Source organism: Streptomyces sp. NPDC004629 (assembly GCF_042873595.1).
Classification (GTDB): domain Bacteria; phylum Actinomycetota; class Actinomycetes; order Streptomycetales; family Streptomycetaceae; genus Streptomyces.
This window is the reverse complement of sequence record NZ_JBIALO010000008.1, coordinates 193,315-210,932: the sequence shown is the minus strand read 5'-3', so window position 1 is coordinate 210,932 and position 17,618 is coordinate 193,315. Positions and strand designations below refer to the sequence as shown.

General features: G+C 70.6%; 12 protein-coding genes and 1 pseudogene. 10 read left to right on the top strand and 3 right to left on the bottom strand.

The features are described 5' to 3' along the window. Positions 1–356: 356 nt before the first annotated feature. Both ACFYTE_RS14675 and ACFYTE_RS14670 read left to right on the top strand, forming a co-directional pair. Positions 357–4,013: an alpha-glucuronidase family glycosyl hydrolase gene (locus ACFYTE_RS14675; protein ID WP_388709463.1), complete on the top strand. Its 3,657-nt coding sequence runs from the start codon at positions 357–359 to the stop codon at positions 4,011–4,013. 103 nt (positions 4,014–4,116) lie between these two features. Then, positions 4,117–6,396 carry a family 43 glycosylhydrolase gene (locus tag ACFYTE_RS14670; RefSeq protein WP_388709461.1) on the top strand — a complete coding sequence of 760 codons (2,280 nt, stop codon included), beginning with the start codon at positions 4,117–4,119 and terminating at the stop codon, positions 6,394–6,396. 70 nt (positions 6,397–6,466) lie between these two features. Here ACFYTE_RS14670 and ACFYTE_RS14665 read toward each other — a convergent pair whose 3' ends face one another. The 3 genes and pseudogenes from ACFYTE_RS14665 to ACFYTE_RS14655 all read right to left on the bottom strand — a co-directional run bounded on the left by ACFYTE_RS14665 (position 6,467) and on the right by ACFYTE_RS14655 (position 8,525). Further along, entirely contained in the window at positions 6,467–7,888 is a 1,422-nt protein-coding gene (locus ACFYTE_RS14665; RefSeq protein WP_388709459.1) for a glucoamylase family protein, read from the bottom strand. 94 nt (positions 7,889–7,982) lie between these two features. Further along, a pseudogene (locus ACFYTE_RS14660) lies at positions 7,983–8,264 on the bottom strand (family 1 glycosylhydrolase); the annotation flags it as partial. A 45-nt stretch (positions 8,265–8,309) separates the two neighbouring features. Continuing rightward, positions 8,310–8,525 carry a hypothetical protein gene (locus tag ACFYTE_RS14655; RefSeq protein ID WP_388709457.1) on the bottom strand — a complete coding sequence of 72 codons (216 nt, stop codon included), beginning with the start codon at positions 8,523–8,525 and terminating at the stop codon, positions 8,310–8,312. A gap of 406 nt (positions 8,526–8,931) precedes the next feature. Here ACFYTE_RS14655 and ACFYTE_RS14650 point away from each other — a divergent pair, with 406 nt between their 5' ends. From ACFYTE_RS14650 to ACFYTE_RS14615, 8 genes are all read left to right on the top strand, one after another. Next, entirely contained in the window at positions 8,932–9,687 is a 756-nt protein-coding gene (locus ACFYTE_RS14650; RefSeq protein ID WP_388709455.1) for a GntR family transcriptional regulator, read from the top strand. A 966-nt stretch (positions 9,688–10,653) separates the two neighbouring features. Then, positions 10,654–11,706 carry a BMP family protein gene (locus tag ACFYTE_RS14645; RefSeq protein WP_388709453.1) on the top strand — a complete coding sequence of 351 codons (1,053 nt, stop codon included), beginning with the start codon at positions 10,654–10,656 and terminating at the stop codon, positions 11,704–11,706. 8 nt (positions 11,707–11,714) lie between these two features. Further along, positions 11,715–13,256, top strand: coding sequence for an ABC transporter ATP-binding protein (locus tag ACFYTE_RS14640; RefSeq protein WP_388709451.1), 1,542 nt, complete (start codon positions 11,715–11,717; stop codon positions 13,254–13,256). Beyond that, positions 13,253–14,353: an ABC transporter permease gene (locus ACFYTE_RS14635; RefSeq protein ID WP_388709449.1), complete on the top strand. Its 1,101-nt coding sequence runs from the start codon at positions 13,253–13,255 to the stop codon at positions 14,351–14,353. Before ACFYTE_RS14640 ends, ACFYTE_RS14635 begins: the two co-directional genes overlap by 4 nt. Before the next feature lies 1 nt (position 14,354). After that, positions 14,355–15,452 carry an ABC transporter permease gene (locus ACFYTE_RS14630; RefSeq protein WP_388709447.1) on the top strand — a complete coding sequence of 366 codons (1,098 nt, stop codon included), beginning with the start codon at positions 14,355–14,357 and terminating at the stop codon, positions 15,450–15,452. An 8-nt stretch (positions 15,453–15,460) separates the two neighbouring features. After that, positions 15,461–16,360, top strand: a complete 900-nt coding sequence (locus tag ACFYTE_RS14625) for an amidohydrolase family protein (protein WP_388709445.1) — start codon at positions 15,461–15,463, stop codon at positions 16,358–16,360. Next, entirely contained in the window at positions 16,357–17,073 is a 717-nt protein-coding gene (locus ACFYTE_RS14620; RefSeq protein WP_388709443.1) for a cupin domain-containing protein, read from the top strand. Before ACFYTE_RS14625 ends, ACFYTE_RS14620 begins: the two co-directional genes overlap by 4 nt. Next, positions 17,070–17,597 (top strand): YbhB/YbcL family Raf kinase inhibitor-like protein, encoded by a 528-nt coding sequence (locus tag ACFYTE_RS14615; protein ID WP_388709441.1) that lies wholly within the window; start codon positions 17,070–17,072, stop codon positions 17,595–17,597. Before ACFYTE_RS14620 ends, ACFYTE_RS14615 begins: the two co-directional genes overlap by 4 nt. Positions 17,598–17,618: the final 21 nt, after the last annotated feature.

The following is a 17,618-nucleotide window of genomic DNA, read 5'->3' as shown; positions in this document are numbered from 1 at the left end:
AGGGAGCACCGACCCGCGACCCGCCACACCGGATGCTGTCACGCTGTTGCAACGTTGTAACAAGCGCTTTCTCGTGACGTCAACCCTTCGACGTCCCAAACGGCGAGACGGTCAACCGTCTGCCTGATCAGTCCCGCACCGGGCCCAACTCCGTGCGAGCGAGCGGGCGTTCCCGGAGCGATCGGGGTAGCCGGCATTCCTCCTCGTCGCCAGGGGTGGAACCGCGGCCGGAGACAAGGACCCACGCTTGAGCACCACCACGAATTGCTGCACGTGCCGTTGACTTCGGGGCGGTACGACGCGAAGGTGGCCGCCGCGGTAAACGTTGTAACGACCGATGGAGGGGGCTCACTGCGATGACGCAGCATCAAATCGGGCGTAGGCGCCTGCTGCAGGCGTCGGCTCTGGCGTTCGCCGCGGCGGCCGCCCCGTGGAGCACTTCTGCCGCTTCTGCCGCTGCGGCCGCGCGGCTGGTCGACGAGGACGGCTACGAGCTGTGGCTGCGCTACCCGCTCGTATCCGATCCCGACCGCCTTGAGCAATACCGGCGGAGCCTGACGAGCATCGCCCGACACGGTGACGGTCCAGTGCTGGAGAACGCCGAGGCCGAGCTGCGGCGGGCCGTCGAGGGGCTCACCGGCAATCCGCTCGCCGATGTCCGCGCCTCGAAAGCGGCGATCGTCGTCGGCCGGGTGCAGGACTCGTCGATGCTGCGCTCCTACGTGGACGAGCAGCGGGACTTCCGGCTCCGTGAGGAGGGCTTCGTGATCAAGTCAGTGCACGCGCACAACGGGCGTCGGCGGATCTTCATCATCGGTCACACCGACCGCGCGGTCCTCAGCGGAGTGTTCCACCTCATCCGGCTGTTGCAGCTCCATACATCGCTGTCGAAGGTGTCGACCCGGCAGAACCCGGCCGTCGGGTTGCGGATGATGAATCACTGGGACAACCGGAACGGCACGATCGAGCGCGGCTACGCCGGCACGACGATCTTCGGCTGGGACGATCTGCCAGGGATATCCGACCGGCAGGTCGACTACGCGCGGGCGATGGCCTCCATCGGGATCAACGCCTCGGTGATCAACAACGTCAACGCCGATGCGGACTTCATCACCAGCGGCATGCTGGACAAACTGGCGCCGCTGGCCGCTCTCTTCCACTCGTGGGGCATTTCCCTGTGGCTCTCGGTCGACTATGCCGGCCCACTCGTGCTCACGACCGACGACGAGGCCCCGATCACGACGGCTGACCCCGCCGACCCCCGTGTGCGGCAATGGTGGAGCGCGAAGGCCGACGAGATCTTCTCGAAGCTGGAGGGTTTCGGCGGCTTTCTGGTCAAAGCGAACTCCGAAGGCCGGCCCGGTCCGCTCGACTACGGTCGTACCCACGCCGAGGGCGCCAATATGCTGGCCGAGGCGGTACGCCCGTACGGCGGGAAGATCGTCTGGCGCAGCTTCGTCCACGAGGACTTCAGCGACTGGGCGGAGTACCAGTACCGGACCTTCGCGCCGTTGGACGGCGACTTCCACGACAACGTCGTCCTGCAGACGAAGTACGGACCGATCGACTTCCAGGTACGCGAGCCGGTGCACCCGCTGTTCGGCCGGATGCGCCGCACCCACCAGATGGTCGAGCTCCAGCTGACCCAGGAGTACACCGGCCACGCGGTGCACACCTGCTATCTGGCGCCCATGTGGCGCGAGGTGCTGAGTTTCCCGACACAGGGGCCGGTCAGCGGGCCGACCGTGGCCGAGATCCTCTCGGAGGGTTCGCAGCGGAAGCCGTGCACCGGCATCGCCGGCGTCAGCAACTTCGGCAACGACCGGGACTGGACCGGCTATCAGCTGGGCGCGGCCAACACCTACGCCTTCGGCCGCATGTGCTGGGACACCGACGCCGACCCTCGGGACCTGGCCGAGGAATGGGTGCGCATGACCTTCGGTACCGATGCGGAGGTCACCCGAGTCGTCGTCGACATCCTTGCGGGTTCCCGGGAGACGTACGAGGCGTACTCCTCTCCGCTCGGACTGGGGTACTTCACCGATCCCGGCGGCGACCACTTCGAGCCGAATCCGAGGGCGACGCTCTTCCAGTCGCACCACACCACCGCCGAGGGCACCGGTTTCGACCGCACCGCGGCCACCGGCAGCGGCTTCGCCGGGCAGTACCCGAAGGCCTGGCAGGACGTCTACGAATCCCTGGAGTCCTGCCCGGACGAGCTGCTGCTGTTCATGCACTGGGTCCGCTACGACCACCGCCTTCGCTCCGGCTCAACGGTCATCCAGCACATCTACGACACCCACTTCCGAGGTGTCGAAGAGGCCCAGCGGTTCCTCCTCGCCTGGCGCGCACTCGCCGGGCGGGTCGACGGGCAGCGCCACGACGACATCGAGGCAGCCTTCACGGCCCAGCTGGAGCACGCCAGGCTGTGGCGGGACGTCGTCGTCGGCTTCTACTTCGACCACAGCCGGCGCACCGACGAGCGGCGCAGATGGTTTCAGGTCGCCCTCGGTGCACGGCGTGTGCTGCTCGGCGGCAGGGCGAACCTCCTGCCGGTCCACATCACCAACGCGTCGAAGGACAAGCATCACCTGCGTGTGCGACTGCGCACGCCGAACGGGCGGTGGACCTCCGCGATCGCCATCGGCGAGGCTGCCGGCGTCCAAACCGCCGAACTCGAACTGTCGGTCGCCCCGCCGCTGGTCGGCACCGTCGCACCGTCGGACTTCGAGGTGTCACCGAACCTCACCCGCCTGGACGGGGCGATCCCGGACCTGGTGGTCGCCCCGGACGGTGCCCGCTGCCGACTGGCCCTGAACGCGGGACCGGACGGCGCTGCGTCGATGCCCGGTTACACCCCGCTGAAGCCGTCGTCGACCTGGTCGCCGCAGGCCGGCTTCGGCTGGGTGGGAGACAGACCCACCGGACGCGATCGCGGCGGCGAACCGCTGATCCGCGACATGCTCTACAACGACCGCTCCCGGGTGCTGCGCATCGCAGTACCGGCCGGGCGGCACACTGCGTACGCGCTCGTCGGCGACACCGACGCGACGGCCTCGCGGACCAGGATCGCGGTGGACGGCAGGACGGTCGCCACCAGCCCCAGGCAGCCCGGCGGCACATTCACCTGGCTGGAACTACCGCTGGACGGCGGCGCTTCGGGCCGAACCCTGGACCTGACCTTCACCGGCGAGGGAGGGCCCTGGCGACTGAACGCGCTGGCCCTTCCGGACGAGTCGCTGCTGAAGCCGTCCCTGCTGGTGATGAAGGCGACCACGGAACAGGTCTGGTGGACCGGGCGGCCCAACGAGGTCACGCTGCTGGTGCGCAACGCGGGCGACACGGACCGCGAGGTCACTGCCGGGCTCGCCGCCCCGGACAACTGGGAGACGGCTTCGGGCACCGTCACCGTCAAGGCGGGCACGGATGCTGAGTTGACGGTCACCGCCACCCCGGACTCGAAGCCCGGCTTCGCCACCGTGGGCATCCGGGTCGACAGCGGGGACGAGGAGATCGAGCGCGGCCGTTCGGTGCCGGTGGTGACCGCCCCGCACGCTGACGACGCCGTGCTGGCGCTCGACGCAGGGCCGGACGGGAGCCCCCTGGTACCCGGCTGGACCCGGCTCACCCCCGGTGACCGGTACGACGACGAGCGCGGCTTCGGCTGGACCAAGGGCCGCCCCGAACCGCGCGACCGAGGCACCGGCGATGCCCTGCGGCGCGACTTCGTCACCCAGAAGATCAAGGACTCCGCGATCCGTCTGCGTGTGCCGGCCGGCAAGCACACCGTGTGGGTCCTGAGCGGGGACATGGTCGCCGAGTCCGCGATCACCACCATCTCGGAGAACGGCACCGTCCTGGGCAGCTCCGGTGACGACACCTTGCCGGCGCGCACCTTCGTCTGGTTCTCCTTCGAGCTGGACGGCGGGGCGTCCGGCCGCACCGCCGAACTGGACATCACCGGTTCGAAGTTGAACGGCCTGTGGCGGATCGGCGCGCTGGTGGTCGTCTGACCGCGTCCCGCGACCGCACACCCGCACACCCGCACACCCGCACCATTCTCACCGTTTCCCGGCTGCCGTGGGCGGCCCGGCCCGGAGAAGGAGACCACGACACATGGCACGATCCAAGACGACCACGGAGACAGGAGCACCGCGCAGACGGGCCGTGCGGCTGGTTGCGACGGTCGTGGCGATCGGCGTGATCGGTTTCGGCGCGCTGCCGGCCACCGCCGACCCCGGGGACCGTCCCGGCACGTACACGAACCACATCATGGACGACATCGCCGACGCCTACTCCGACCCGTCGATCATCCGCGGCAAGGACGGCTACTGGTACGCCTACGCGACCCAGACCTCCATGACCAGGCAGAACGCCGGCGGACCGTGGGAATCACAGCACTTCATGCCGATCACCCGCTCGTCCGACCTGGTCCATTGGACCTACGTCGGGGACGTGTTCGGTCCGGACAACCACCCGCAGTGGCGCGACTTCGACAGCACCTACTATTGGGCGCCCGACATCCGGTACATCAACGGCACGTACTACCTGTACTACTCGGTGGCCGGCAACGACGACAACACCATCGCCCTGGCCACCGCCGACCACCCCGCCGGACCGTGGAAGGACATCGGCCGCCCGGTCCTGCCGTACGGCAAGAAGGTCAACCAGATCGACCCGTCGGTGTTCGTCGACACCGACGGGGAGAAATACCTCTACTACGGCTCGTTCCGCGACGGCGGCATCCAGGCGGTACGGCTCAACGCCGAGGGCACGGCGCCGGCCGGCGAACCGGTGCAGGTGGTCGGCGCACGCCGCGGCGAGGCGGCGTACGTGGCAAAGCGCGACGGCTGGTACTACCTCTTCTACTCCGGGCTGGGCTGCTGCGCCCGTGACAAGGGTGCGTACCCGGTGTACGTCGGCCGGTCGAGGAGTCCGATGGGGCCGTTCGCCGACGCCGAGGGCGTGGGCCTGGCCGATCTCCATCCGGGCGGGACGATCGTCAACTCGCCCAACGGCAACAGATGGGTGGCCACCGGGCACTCGGCCAGCGTGGTGGACAAGTCGGGTCAGGAGTGGATGCTCACCAACGGCTTCGATCGTTTCGAGAAGGACCCGGACTGGGGCGGACGTCCCACGGTGATGGACCGCCTCGACTGGATCGGCGGATGGCCGACCGTGCGCGCCGGTGCCTGGACCAGCGAGGGCACCCAGACCGCGCCGGTCGCGAAGTGGGACGTCGGCAGCGACTTCCGGTCCGGACTCGGAGGCTTCCGGACCCTGGGAACCGGCGTCTGGAAGGTAGGCGTCGACTCGGACTCGGGCCGCTACGCGCGAGCCGCCGGCGACGGCTCCGCCCCTCAGATTCTGCTGCCGAACCGTGCCCCGAAGGGCGATGTGCGGCTGGAGACCGACGTGCGGGTGCGGGACGACCGCGGGCGTGTCGGGCTGGTCCTGGCCTCCCAGGGCGCCACCGACCACCTGATCGCCTGGGTCGGAGCCGGCAGGGCCCTGACAGTCGAGCTGACCCGGGGCGGCAAGGTGCGGAAAACCTGGACGGAGCGACTGCACTCCGACGCCGACGTAAGGACCTGGCACTCGCTGAACGCCGAGATCCGCGACGGCCGAGCGCGGGTGGAGATCAGCTCGGCGATGCTCGGGATGCCCCTCGCCGAGATCGAAGTGGACGTCCCCGACAGATGGGACAGGGGTGGCGCCGCGTCCAGCCACGGCTCGGGCGAGGTCGACAACGTCGGGGTCACGCGGCTCTTCACCCCGGTGACGAGGAAGAAACCCGAGCCGAAGGTCGGCAAGGAGTTGACCTCCCGCCGTGAGGACTTCACCGACGACAGCCTGGACGGCTGGGAGTGGTTCGGGCCGCCCGACGGAAAGGTGGCCGAGGGGAAGTATGTGTGGCCGACCCAGGACGCCGACTTCTCCGGCAACGGAACGATGGCCTCCGCCCTGCTCCGTGCGGCTCCGAAGGGCACCTACACGGTGGAGACCAAGCTGCACCTGCCGATCACCGACGCCCCCGACGGCCGGAGCCAGGCCGGGATCATCGCCTTCCGCAGCCCGAAGGACTCCATCCATCTCGCACCGACCCGCACCGGACCGACTCGCCAGGTGTTCCTGTGGATCGGCCGCGACCGGGACTCGTGGCCGGAGATGCAGATCGGCCCCTCGGCCGACACCATGTGGCTGCGCATGCGGCACACCGTCAACCCGAAGACCGGCGAGCACATGTACCAGGCGGCGACCAGCCGCGACGGGAAGAAATACATCTGGGGCGGCGTCTGGCATCTGCCGGCCGGCGACGACCCACGCATCGGCCTTGTCTCGCTGGCCGGCGAGGGGTTGACAGCCGAGTTCGACTACGTCCGCTTCTACCGCTGAGTCGCTTCGGGATCCCGCCCTGCCCCGTCCGCAGAGCAGGGCAGGGCGGGACTCTGAAGTGCGGAAGGGCTCAGATGCTGAACCGCTCCTTGCCCAGCAGCGGCCGCACCCGCGAGTGGAAACCGCCCGTACGGAAGGGGCGTTGAAGCAGCCCGGGGCGCAGGTGCTGGGCCAGGGCCGCGGCGATCATCCCCTGGTCGAGGGCGAGGACGAACTCGCTGACGCGGCCCGTCGCGACGTTCACGGAGTCGCGGAAGCCGAAGCGGTCGTCGTACGCGCCGAAGTCCCGATCGAGCGCCCGGAGGTTGGCGATGGCCTCGTCGGGTGCCTGGGGCAGGGCCAGGAAGGAGGCGTGCGGGGTGACCACGCCGAGGCTGTTGTAGCCCTCCTCCTGCATGCCGATGGCGTCGACGCCGTATTCGCGGTACCCGCCTTCGGGAATGTTGGCGGGGGAGAAGCCCCAGTATCCGTACTTCTCCTCGTCCAGGCCGTGTTCGATCTGGCTGCGCACGTAACGACGGTGGGTGGTCCCCCAAGAGCGCGGTGACCACTCCGTCTCGGGCACGAACAGCGGCACCATCAAGGCTTCGAACATCGATCCGCCCCAGGTGGGGACGAGGTTGCGGCCGCGGTAGGTGTAGTGGCCCTGCCAGACGCGTACGCCGTCGATCGTGACGTAGCGGCCCGCGGGCTCCTGTTCCTGGCCCATGCCGGGCAGCAGGGTGCGGAACATGTGCCAATAGTGTTCGGCGGGCAGGGAGCCGTCGGCTATGCCGAGGTAACTGGCCATGCGGGGCTCGGTGTTCAGGGCGCCGTAGTGGTGGCCGGTGGGTTCGCCCTTGCCCGGCTTGTCGGGCCAGTAGCCGCCGCGCAGCTGGCCGGGGCCCACGACCGGGTCGGCCGGGTCATAGGGGGTGTAGAAGTACGACCAGTCGGCCGCGTCGAGGAGCCGGGCGATGCGTGGGCGCAACGCGGGGTCGGCGTCGGCGGCGATCTTCAGGCCGGTGACCAGCCAGGCGTTGTCGACACTGGACAGGAACGGGCGGACCGTGCTGCCGTTCTCCGGCCAGGTCGTGAGGATCGAGCCGTCGTGGGCGTCGTACCAGTTGAACCAGAAACCGTGCGCGCGTTCCAGCCGCTCCACGGCCGCCACCGTGTGGGCGAGGCGATCGCGCATGAGCGACGGGGAGATGACGCCGAGGCCGGCCGCGGCCACCGTGGACCACAGCCCGCAGCCGATGTTGGTGGGCGAGGTCTGTGACGAGACGACGGGCGTGCCGGTGCCGCGGACGTCGATCTTGTCGGCGGTCAGGCCGAAGTCCGTGGTCATGGCCGTGATGGAGCGGTAGGTCGCCTCGAACCAGGCGCGTAGCCGGCCGCTGCCCGAGGCGGTGCCGGCATGGGGGGAACTGCCGGCGAAGGCCGAGGGACCGGTGGCGCAGACGGCCGCTGCGGAGGCGGTGGCGGCCGTGAGGAACCGACGACGGTTCATGCGGGATTCAACTCCTCGAAGGGGCGGATGGGAAGACGGGGACCGGTGGGTGTCAGGGCCCACCGGCCCCCGGGCTCATGGGGAGGTGACGCGGTCAGCGCACGCCGCGCGGCGGTTCGCGGGTGAGGCCGAGGCTGCCGAGCCATGCGGCGGACGGCTTGGGGGTGCTCTCGAAGGCGACCGGGTCGACTGCGATGAGGCCCAAGGCGGGCTCGAAGGAGCCCCACTCCTAGGTGTCCAGGGCGCTCCAGGCCAGGTAGCCCTGGACGCCGAGGCCGTCCGCGAAGGCGGCGGCGACCGCCGAGAGCGCGCCGGTGCAGCAGTCGCTACGGCGGCTGTCGTCGCCGGTGGCAATGCCGTTCTCGGTGACGATCAGCCGCCTCCAGCACCTCGTCGGGCCCCGATTGCATGAACTGCCGCATCAGCCGGTCCTGTTGAAGGCCTTGGTGCCGACCGGTTCCAGAGCGCCCATGTCGGCGAACTCGCCCGGGTAACTCGAACCCGTCTGCGTCACATCGGCGGCGACGTCGGCGCCCCCGGAGCCTCCGCATGCGGTCAGCGTGAGAGCGGATGCCGCGTCGACGGCGCGTGAGGCGGTTCTGGCGGCGCGGTGCATGGGGTGCTCCTCCTTGAGCATGACCGAATGTATGCGCTGCCTGTAAGCGCATACATAACTCTGTGGGAAGCGCTGAAGGGCTGGCAAGCGGGTTGCCGGTCACGCTCTCGTAACGGATCGGATGTGGCAGGCGGGTGGTGTGCCCATGTTTGTGCAACGTCCTCACCGAAGCCCAACCCGTCCTTCGTGAAGCCGCGACCGGGGGCCGGCGGGCCGCGACCGCGTCGGGGACGCGTGTCTGGGGGTGGCGCTCGCTGCTCCGTCATGGGCGCAACTGCCCCATGCGGCCGAAGCGTTCAGGAGACCGAACGCCGTCGCGGTGCTCCCCGCTACTCCTCGGACCCTTTGCCGACCCGCGACGAGCAACTGGTATGGTAGAAATCGTTCAGCGGCCAGGAGGTCCGACGAGGAAGCGGGGCGCAATCCAATGGCCAGGGCTCAGGCAGGCGGCCGTTCCGCCGGAGCACACCAGGAGCCGCAGGGCGCGGCCGCGTCGCCGCAGGCTCCGCTGTCCGTCGACGACCTCGATGGCGGCTCCATGAAGGACGCGATCGTACGGCAGTTGCGCCAGGACATCGTCTCCGGCGCGATCGCCTACGGCGAGAAGCTCTCCGAGGCCCGGTTGGCCCAGCGGTTCGGCGTGAGCCGGATGCCGGTGCGCGAGGCGCTCAAGGAACTTGAGGGCGCCGGCTTCGTCACCATCGAGCGGCGCCGGGGCACATTTGTGAAGCGGCTGAGCCGCCACGAGATCCTCGATCTGTTCGAGGTCCGGGAGGCCGTGGAGGGGATGGCGGCCCGGCTGTGTGCCAACCGCGCCAACAACGAGATCGTCGCCCGGCTAGACGAGACGATGATCGCCCTGGCGGCGGCGGTGGCGGCGGGGGACAACGACGGCTACAGCGCGACGGACGAACGTTTGCACGAACTCATCGCCGAGGGCGCGGGCAACGACCGCCTGACCGACCACTACCGCCTGCTGGTCCAGCAGCTCCACCGCGGTCTCCTGTCCTCCATAGTCACCCGGCGCGCGGGCCGCATGGAGCGGTCGTTGGCGGAGCACCAGGCCATCATCCAGGCGATCCGGACCCACGACGCCGACGCGGCGGAGCAGGCCATGCGGGCCCACGTTCAGCAGGGACGCCTCGAACTCGCCGACGAGGTCAGCGTCAAGTTCTCGCTGTGACGCAGGCGCGGCCCCGTGGGATGCGGATTCGGGCCGCAATGAAGCGGAACGCCGGCGAGCAGTAGGCCCGTCGGCCTCTCGCCGGTGCCGAATCGGAATGCCCAAGGGCTCGTGGGCCTTGGGGCCGTGACGCCAGGCCGTGCTGGTCTTGCGCCGATGCGCCGATGCGCCGATGCGCCGATGCGCCGATGCGCGAGCATGCTGCGTGCACGGCCCGGACCGCGGCGCCGGCGGCTCCCGGGCCACCGGCCACTGCTGTCCGCGCGAGGGTGTCGACGTCCTGGTCCGACCGGGCCCCGAACCTGGACCAGGTGCTGACCACTGCCTGCGCGAGGGATGACGCGCCTGGTCCTGGGACCGGACCCTGATCGAGTGATCGACGCAGAGGGGGCGTTCCGCAAAGTCGCACAGCGCCCGCTCGCACGGGCGCCCGAAGGCCGGGGCGCGGGTGGCGCGGGCCCGGCGCCAGGCGGTCGGAGCGGGTTCCGCGAGGGATGGGAGCGCCCCGTCAGGCTGACTGCATACTGCGGAATCGGCCTTGTCTCGCGCAGGAGGACTGCCGCCAGGCCACACCGGGGCGGGCCCGACCGCCCGCGCCCTCTCGGTCTTGCCGCACCCGTGCCGTGTGCGTACCGCATCCCATCGTGCGACGTCCTCACCGCTACCCGCCCTCTGGAATGTCAGTACTCGGTTCTCCAAACTGACATGTCAGATGGGCCGCGACGCATTCTGAATCAGATGCCCTGGCCCTTCCCTTCACACCAAGAGGGCTAGACCAAAGCTCATTTCTGCAGGGCAAGGCGACGAGTGCACGACCCTTGACACCTAGTATGGTAGGTGGAAATCTGATCGCACCGTCACACCACGTGGTACCTCTGCTGCTCGACTGGCATACCAGTTCAGCGGGCGCCGTCCCCGCATCTCGCTCATGCAGTGCCCGAAGAGTCGGGCCTTGGAAAGGTCATCATGCGTGCCGCGATCCCTCTCGTCTCGACCACCGTCGCCCTGACCGTCACCCTCGCCGCGTGCGGCGGTGCGTCCGGCGGTGCCGCCTCCACCACGAGCCACGGTCAGGCCGGCAAGTCGGTCTCGATCGGCTTCATCTCCCAAGCCCCGCGCAACGACGGCGGGTTCACCCAGTACGGCCTGGCCGGGGTGAAGGCGGCGATCGCCGCCGGGAAGGGCCTGAAGCTGTCCTCCATCGTCGACAACGTCTCCAACTCGCAGGACCAGATCATGGGCCTGCAGAGGCTGGCCGCCTCCAATGCCGTCGTCGTGGCCGACGGGGCCTCGCTCAACAAGGCGGTCGAGGCCGTCGCGCCCAAGTTCCCCAAGGTCAGGTTTATCCTGGTCGCCGCCCACACCGAGTCCTTCGCCGACAACGTGACCTCGGTCGACGCCGCCGTCGGCTACGACGCCATGGTCGTCGGCGCGGTGGCCTCCGCGCTGTCGAAGTCCAAGAAACTCGGGATGATCGCCGGGCTCCAGGTCCCGGCCTCCGCCAGCTGGTACTACGGCATGCTCCAGGGGGCCGGCCTGGACAGCTCGGGGACCCGGGTCGTGCAGACCTACACCGGTGACTACAACGACGTCGGCAAGGCCAAACAGGCCGCCGAGGCCATGATCGCCACTGGCGTCGACTCGATCCTGTCCGACCTGGACAGCGGCTCCCAGGGCGTCTACCAGGCGGCCGACGCCGCCGGCTCGAAGGTGGACGTCTACCAGGTGTTCGGCCTGGACTGCGCGGCCGACAAGAACGTCGTCGGCTCCGGAGTGGTCGACTGGTCGGCGATCCTGAAGGACGCCGTGACCGACGCCGCGACCGGTCAACTCCCCGCGGGCGCCATCAGTTACGGCATGGCCAAGGGCGCGGTCACCTTCAAGTTCTGTCCGGGCAGAGCCACCGGGAAGGCCGAAAAGATCGCCGACAAGGTCACCCAGGAGATCATCGACGGCAGCATCACCCCGGCCGACAAGGTCCTGCTGCCCAGACCCTCCTACGCCTTCGCGCAGCGCTAGGACCCGCGATGCCCACCACTGCGACCAAGGCCCCGGCCCTGCGGCTGAGCGGCGTCACCAAGCGGTTCGGCGCCTTCACCGCCAACCACCGAGTCGACCTCGACGTCCACCGGGGTGAGATCCACGTACTCCTCGGGGAGAACGGCGCGGGCAAGACCACGTTGATGCGGATCGTCACCGGCCTGTACCAGCCCGACGAGGGCGAGATACGGCTCGACGGCGAGGCCGCGCACTTCAGGAAGCCCGAACATGCCCTGCGCGCCGGTATCGGCATGGTGCACCAGCACTTCACCCTCGTCCCGACCCTCACCGAGGCCCAGAACCTGGCGATGCGCCCGGCTCGCCTGCCGTGGGGCGACGCGACGGCCGAAGTGCGCCGCCACGCCGAGGAGATCGCGGCCGTCACCGGCCTGCGGATCACCCCCGACCGCCTGGTCGCCGACGCCTCCATAGGGGAGAGGCAGCGGCTGGAGATCGTCAAACTCCTCTGCGGGGGTGCCCGCATCCTGATCTTCGACGAGCCCAGCGCCGCGCTCAGCCCCGGGGAGTGGGACGAACTGGCCGTGCTGATGCGGCGGTTGGCGGCCGACGGGCATGCCGTCGTGCTGATCTCGCACAAGCTCTCCGAGGTGTTCTCCGTCGCCGACCGGTACACCGTCCTGCGCGGCGGAGCCGTTGTCGGCACCGGTCCGATCGGCGGTGTCACCGCCGACGAACTGGTACGGATGATGGTCGGCGACGTGGTCGCCCCGCGTCCCGAGCGGACACCCATCACCCCCGGGCGGCCGGTGCTGACCGTCCGCGACCTGGAGGTCGCGCGCGATCCGCTCGACCCGCACAGCCCGCCCGTCCTCAGCGGCGTGGACCTGGAGGTCCGCGCCGGGGAGATCCTCGGCATCGCCGGGGTGGCCGGGAGCGGCCAGAGTCAACTGGTCGAAGCCCTCACCGGGATCCATCCGGCCCGCTCGGGCCGGATCGAACTCGACGGCAGACCCTTCGACGACCGCTCCCCTCGACGCTTCTACGCCGCGGGCGGCGCCCTCATCCCCGAGGACCGGCACCACGCGGCCATCGTGCCGGGCATGGCGCTGTGGGAGAACATCAACCTGCGCGCGCTGCGCAGAGCGCCGCTGCGCCGCCGGGGCCTGATCGACACGGCGGCGGCCCGCGCCCGCGGCCGCGATCTGATGGCCGAGTTCGACGTACGGGCCGACTCCGAGCAGGTGCCCATCGGGCGGCTGTCCGGAGGCAACCAGCAAAAGGCCGTACTGGCACGGGAGTTCGCCGACCGACCGACGCTCCTGGTGGCCGTCCAGCCGACGCGCGGCCTGGATGTGCGGGCCACCGACTTCGTGTACCGACGGCTCGCCGAACACCGCGAACGCGGCGGGGCGATCCTGCTCGTCTCCATGGACCTCGACGAGGTCATCGCGCTGTCCGACCGGATCGCCGTGCTCGCCCACGGCCGGATCCGCGGGGTGCTGGAGGCGCGCGACGCGACGAGGACGCGCATCGGCGCCCTCATGACTTCAGCGGAGGATGCGCCATGACCATCGCACGGCACCTGCCGCGGGTGCTGACCACTGCGGGGGTGCTGGCCGCCGCGGTGGTCACCACCTCGCTGATCCTGCTCGCCAGCGGGGTCACCCTGCCGGACGCCGCCGCCGTCTTCTGGGACGGCACGTTCGGCACCGGCACCAACGCCGGCACCACCCTCACCCAGGCCGTGCCGCTGCTCCTGATCGCGCTCGGCTGGATCGTCGCCACCCGTGCCGGCCGGCTGCACGTCGGCTACCCAGGGCAGGTGATCGTCGGCGGCTCGCTCGCCACCGCGGTCGGCCTGCACTGCGGCGGCCTGCCCGCGCCGCTGGCCGTCACCGTCACCGCACTGGCCGGCATCGCCGGCGGCGTGCTGTGGGCGGGACTGACCGCCTGGTTGTGGGCCTCGCGGGGCGTACTGGAAATCATCTCCTCGCTGCTGCTCAACCTCGTCGCCACCCAGGTCGCCGCCTGGCTCGTACGCGGGCCACTCCAGGGGCCGGGCAGCCAGGAGCCGCAGTCCGCGACCTTCCCGCCGTCCACACTCTGGCCCAGCTCCGCGGCCGTGCCCGGCCAGACCCTGTCCTACGACGTCGTGCTGCTGCCGCTGTGCGCCCTCGGCGTGGCACTGCTGCTCTCGCGCACCCCCTTCGGGTTCGCGCTACGGGTCTGCGGCGGCAACGCGGAGGCGGCCCGGTGGTCGGGCCTCGACCCCCGGCGCGCCGGAGTGGCCGCCATCCTCGTCTCAGGCGGCTTCGCCGGACTAGCCGGCGCGGCCCTGCTCTTCGCCGGGACGGCGCCCTGGATGAGCGACGGCTTCGAGGGCGGCGTCGGCTTCAACGGCATCGCCGTCGCGCTGCTGGCGGGGAACTCGCCCGTGCTGGCGGTCTTCACCGCGATCGCCTTCTCCGCGCTCACCGTCGGCGGGACGGCGCTGCAGGCCGGCCTCGACGTGCCGTCGTCTCTGGCCCAGGTCCTCCAGGGCGCCGTCATCGTACTGGTGCTGCTGGCCGCCGTCCTGGCCCGCCGTCGCACGGCGCGCCCGGCCGCACCACCGACGCGGACCGAGGCCGGGGTCCCGGCGCTCGTCGGCGCGGAGGAGAGGTGACATGGGCATCTTCGACGTGGCGTTCCTCGTCTCTGTCGTGACGATCGCGGCGCCCATCCTGCTGGCGGCCACCGGCGAACTGGTCTCGGAGCGGGCCGGCGTGCTCAACGTGGGCCTCGAAGGGGTCCTGCTCGCCGGCGCCTTCGGGGGATACCTGGGGATGCGGCTGACCGGCTCGATACTGCCCGCGTTCCTCACGGGCATAGCCGCCGGCCTGCTGTTCGGCGCGGTGATGGCCGTGCTGGCCATCGAGGCCAAGGTCGACCAGATCGTGGCCGGGATCGCCCTGACCATGCTCGGCTACGGTGTCACCGCCTTCCTCGACGAGCGGTTCCTCGGCTCGCCGCGCACCTTCGAACCGCTGCCCCGGCTCGCGGTTCCGGGCCTGAGTGACCTGCCCGTGGTAGGCCCGGCACTGTTCGACCAGGACGCGTTCATCTACGCCGCGGCCGTCATGGTCGTCCTGGTCGGGCTGGCGCTGGGCCGGACCACCTGGGGCATCAACCTCAAAGCCGTGGGCGAGAGTCCGGCCGCGGCCGACGCCGCCGGGGTCGGGGTACGGGGCATGCGCTGGGCCGCGGTGCTTTTCTCCGGCCTGTGCGCCGGGGCGGCCGGCGCATACCTTTCGGTCGGCGACGTCGGGGTGTTCCGGGAGGGCATGACCGGCGGCCGGGGCTACCTGGCCATCGCCGCGGTGCTCTTCGGCGGCTGGCGGATGACCGGACTGGGCACCGCGGTGGCCGTCTTCGCGGTCGCCGACGCCACCCAGCTGCGGCTCCAGGCGGTGGGGGGCATCCCCCGCGAGGTGTGGGTCACCGCGGCGGTCCTCGTCCTGCTGGCGACGGCGCTCGCCCGGTTCCGGCGGCGCGGCACCCGCACCCGGCCCGTCGCCAGGCCCACCGCAGTGGAGGCCGCGGGCCTGGCCTGCACCGCCGTCCTGGCCGTCCTGGCCGTCACCGCCCCGACCCTCACCGTGCCCGTCCCGCTCTGGCTCGGCATGCCCTACCTGCTGGCGCTGGTCGCCCTGGGCACCGAAGGCAAACGGCGGCACCGCGCCCCCGAGGCACTGGCAGTCCCCTATCTGCGAAGCGAGGTCTAGCGTCAGCCATGATCACGGACGTTCACACGCACTTCTGGTTGCCGGACCACCAGGGGCCGCCCTGGACCGACGGCCTGGGCCGGGTCTCCACCCGCCTGGCCGCCGACTCCATCGACCGGGTGACCGTCGAGTCCTACCGCAGGCAGACCGCCCCGGCGGAGCGGACCATCGTCTTCGGACTCCAGGCCCAGGCCTCGGGCATCGTGGTCCCCAACGACGCCGTCGCCGCCTTCGTGCGCGCCGTCGGCGGACAGACCGTCGGCTTCATGTCGGTGGACCCCACACGCCACGACGCGGTCGAGGAGATCGAGCGCTGCCACGCCGACCTCGGCCTGTGCGGCCTCAAACTCGGCCCCATCTACCAGGGCACCTCGCCGCTGAACCCGCTGACCATGCGGGTGTTCGCGGCGGCCGAGCGGCTCGGACTGCCGGTCATGATCCACCAGGGCGCCATCTTCGCCAACGCCGGCCGACTCGCCGATGCCAACCCGCTGCTGCTGGACGACGTCGCCATCGCCTTCCCGCGGCTGCGCCTGGTCATCGCCCACATGGGCCACCCGTGGGTGCACGAGACGGCCGTGGTCATGCGGCGCAATCGGTACGTCTACGCCGACACCTCCGCCATCGCCAGCCGTCCGACGGTCCTCGCCACCGCGCTGTCCGCCGCGAAGGAGTACGGCGTGCTGGACAAGGTCCTGTTCGGCAGCGACTCGCCCATGGTGGCGGCCGGCAGCGCCGCCGCGGCCCTGACCCGCGTCGTCGCCCGCATGCAGCAGATCGCCCACACAGCCGTGACCGACGAGGAACTGCACGCCCTCATGCACCGCCCGTCCTTCGACCTGCTCGGGATACCGGCCCCCGCCGAGCCCGCACTGGTCACCTCTCCCGACCGAGGAGCGCATCCATGACCGTCGACCCGCGGACGCCACCGTCCGTCCACCTCGGCCCCCACCAGGTGGCGCGGGGCCCACTGCCCGAAAAGATCTCCATGGAGCCCGTCACCGAGGGGGCGCCCTACGCCGCCGAGCGCACCCTCCTCGATGGCCCCGACGGCTTCTTCGCGGTCTGGGCCTGCGACGCCGGGGTCTACCCGCGGGTCAAGGACCGGCGCGGCTCGTTCATGTACATCCTCTCCGGCGACGCCACCATCACCGACGCCGACGGCACCAGCCACGAGCTGACCGCCGACAGCGTGCTCGTCCTGCCCTACGCCTGGGAGGGCACCTGGCGGATCCGGGAGACCATCCGCAAGGTCTATCTGCACACCACCCCCGTGCCCCCGCTGCCCGGCGCCCCCGTGCCCTGCGCGTTCACCCCGACCGAACAGGTGCTGCACGCCCCGCTGCCGGGCGGGCGGGCCGTGCTCTTCGACGGGCCCGACGGCCGCTGCGCCGTGCTCGCCTGCGAGCCCGGCAGCGCTCCGCCGACCGAGCCGGGCCGCGCGGTGTTCCTCCACGTCCTGGACGGCGACGCCACCGTCACCGACGCCGACGGCACCCGCCACGAGCTGACCACGGGCAGCTCCGCCGCCCTTCCCTCCGGCTGGACGGGCACCTGGGACGTCCACCGCACCCTGCGCACCCTCGCCATCCACAGCACCCCCCGACAGGACACACCATGATCCACGACGACCCGTACGCGGCGGTCACCCCCGCGCCCGCCCTGCACCTGCGCAGTGACGACCTGCGCCAGGGCGAGCGGATGCCGCAGCCCTTCCACGACCCGCAGATCGGCGGCGAGAACACCTCGCCGCACCTGTCCTGGAGCGGCTTCCCGCCGCAGACCAGGAGCTTCGCGATCAACTGCTACGACCCCGACGCGCCGACCGGTGTCGGCTTCATGCACTGGGCCGTGGCCGACATCCCCGCGGACGTCACCTCGATTCCCACAGGCGCGGGATCTCCCGGCGGCCGGCTGCCGCCGGATACCCTGACCCTCCCCAACGACCTGCGGATGCGCCACTACATCGGCCCCAACCCGCCGCCGGGCTCCGGCCGCCACCGCTACGTCTTCATCGTCCACGCCGTCGACGTTCCCCGGCTGGACCTGGACCCCGACACGACGCCCGTCGTACTCGGCTTCAACCTGCACTTTCACACCCTGGCCCGCGGCAGCATGACCGTCTGGGTCGACGCGGCGAGATGAGACCCGGCCCGGGAGGCACCG

What these genes read in the sequence shown, in the direction of transcription:
- ACFYTE_RS14675 (WP_388709463.1), top strand. Translation starts at nt 357, where the DNA reads ATGACGCAGCATCAAATCGGGCGTAGGCGCCTGCTGCAGGCGTCGGCT.
- ACFYTE_RS14670 (WP_388709461.1), top strand. Translation starts at nt 4,117, where the DNA reads ATGGCACGATCCAAGACGACCACGGAGACAGGAGCACCGCGCAGACGG.
- ACFYTE_RS14665 (WP_388709459.1), bottom strand. Translation starts at nt 7,888, where the DNA reads ATGAACCGTCGTCGGTTCCTCACGGCCGCCACCGCCTCCGCAGCGGCC.
- ACFYTE_RS14655 (WP_388709457.1), bottom strand. Translation starts at nt 8,525, where the DNA reads ATGCTCAAGGAGGAGCACCCCATGCACCGCGCCGCCAGAACCGCCTCA.
- ACFYTE_RS14650 (WP_388709455.1), top strand. Translation starts at nt 8,932, where the DNA reads ATGGCCAGGGCTCAGGCAGGCGGCCGTTCCGCCGGAGCACACCAGGAG.
- ACFYTE_RS14645 (WP_388709453.1), top strand. Translation starts at nt 10,654, where the DNA reads ATGCGTGCCGCGATCCCTCTCGTCTCGACCACCGTCGCCCTGACCGTC.
- ACFYTE_RS14640 (WP_388709451.1), top strand. Translation starts at nt 11,715, where the DNA reads ATGCCCACCACTGCGACCAAGGCCCCGGCCCTGCGGCTGAGCGGCGTC.
- ACFYTE_RS14635 (WP_388709449.1), top strand. Translation starts at nt 13,253, where the DNA reads ATGACCATCGCACGGCACCTGCCGCGGGTGCTGACCACTGCGGGGGTG.
- ACFYTE_RS14630 (WP_388709447.1), top strand. Translation starts at nt 14,355, where the DNA reads ATGGGCATCTTCGACGTGGCGTTCCTCGTCTCTGTCGTGACGATCGCG.
- ACFYTE_RS14625 (WP_388709445.1), top strand. Translation starts at nt 15,461, where the DNA reads ATGATCACGGACGTTCACACGCACTTCTGGTTGCCGGACCACCAGGGG.
- ACFYTE_RS14620 (WP_388709443.1), top strand. Translation starts at nt 16,357, where the DNA reads ATGACCGTCGACCCGCGGACGCCACCGTCCGTCCACCTCGGCCCCCAC.
- ACFYTE_RS14615 (WP_388709441.1), top strand. Translation starts at nt 17,070, where the DNA reads ATGATCCACGACGACCCGTACGCGGCGGTCACCCCCGCGCCCGCCCTG.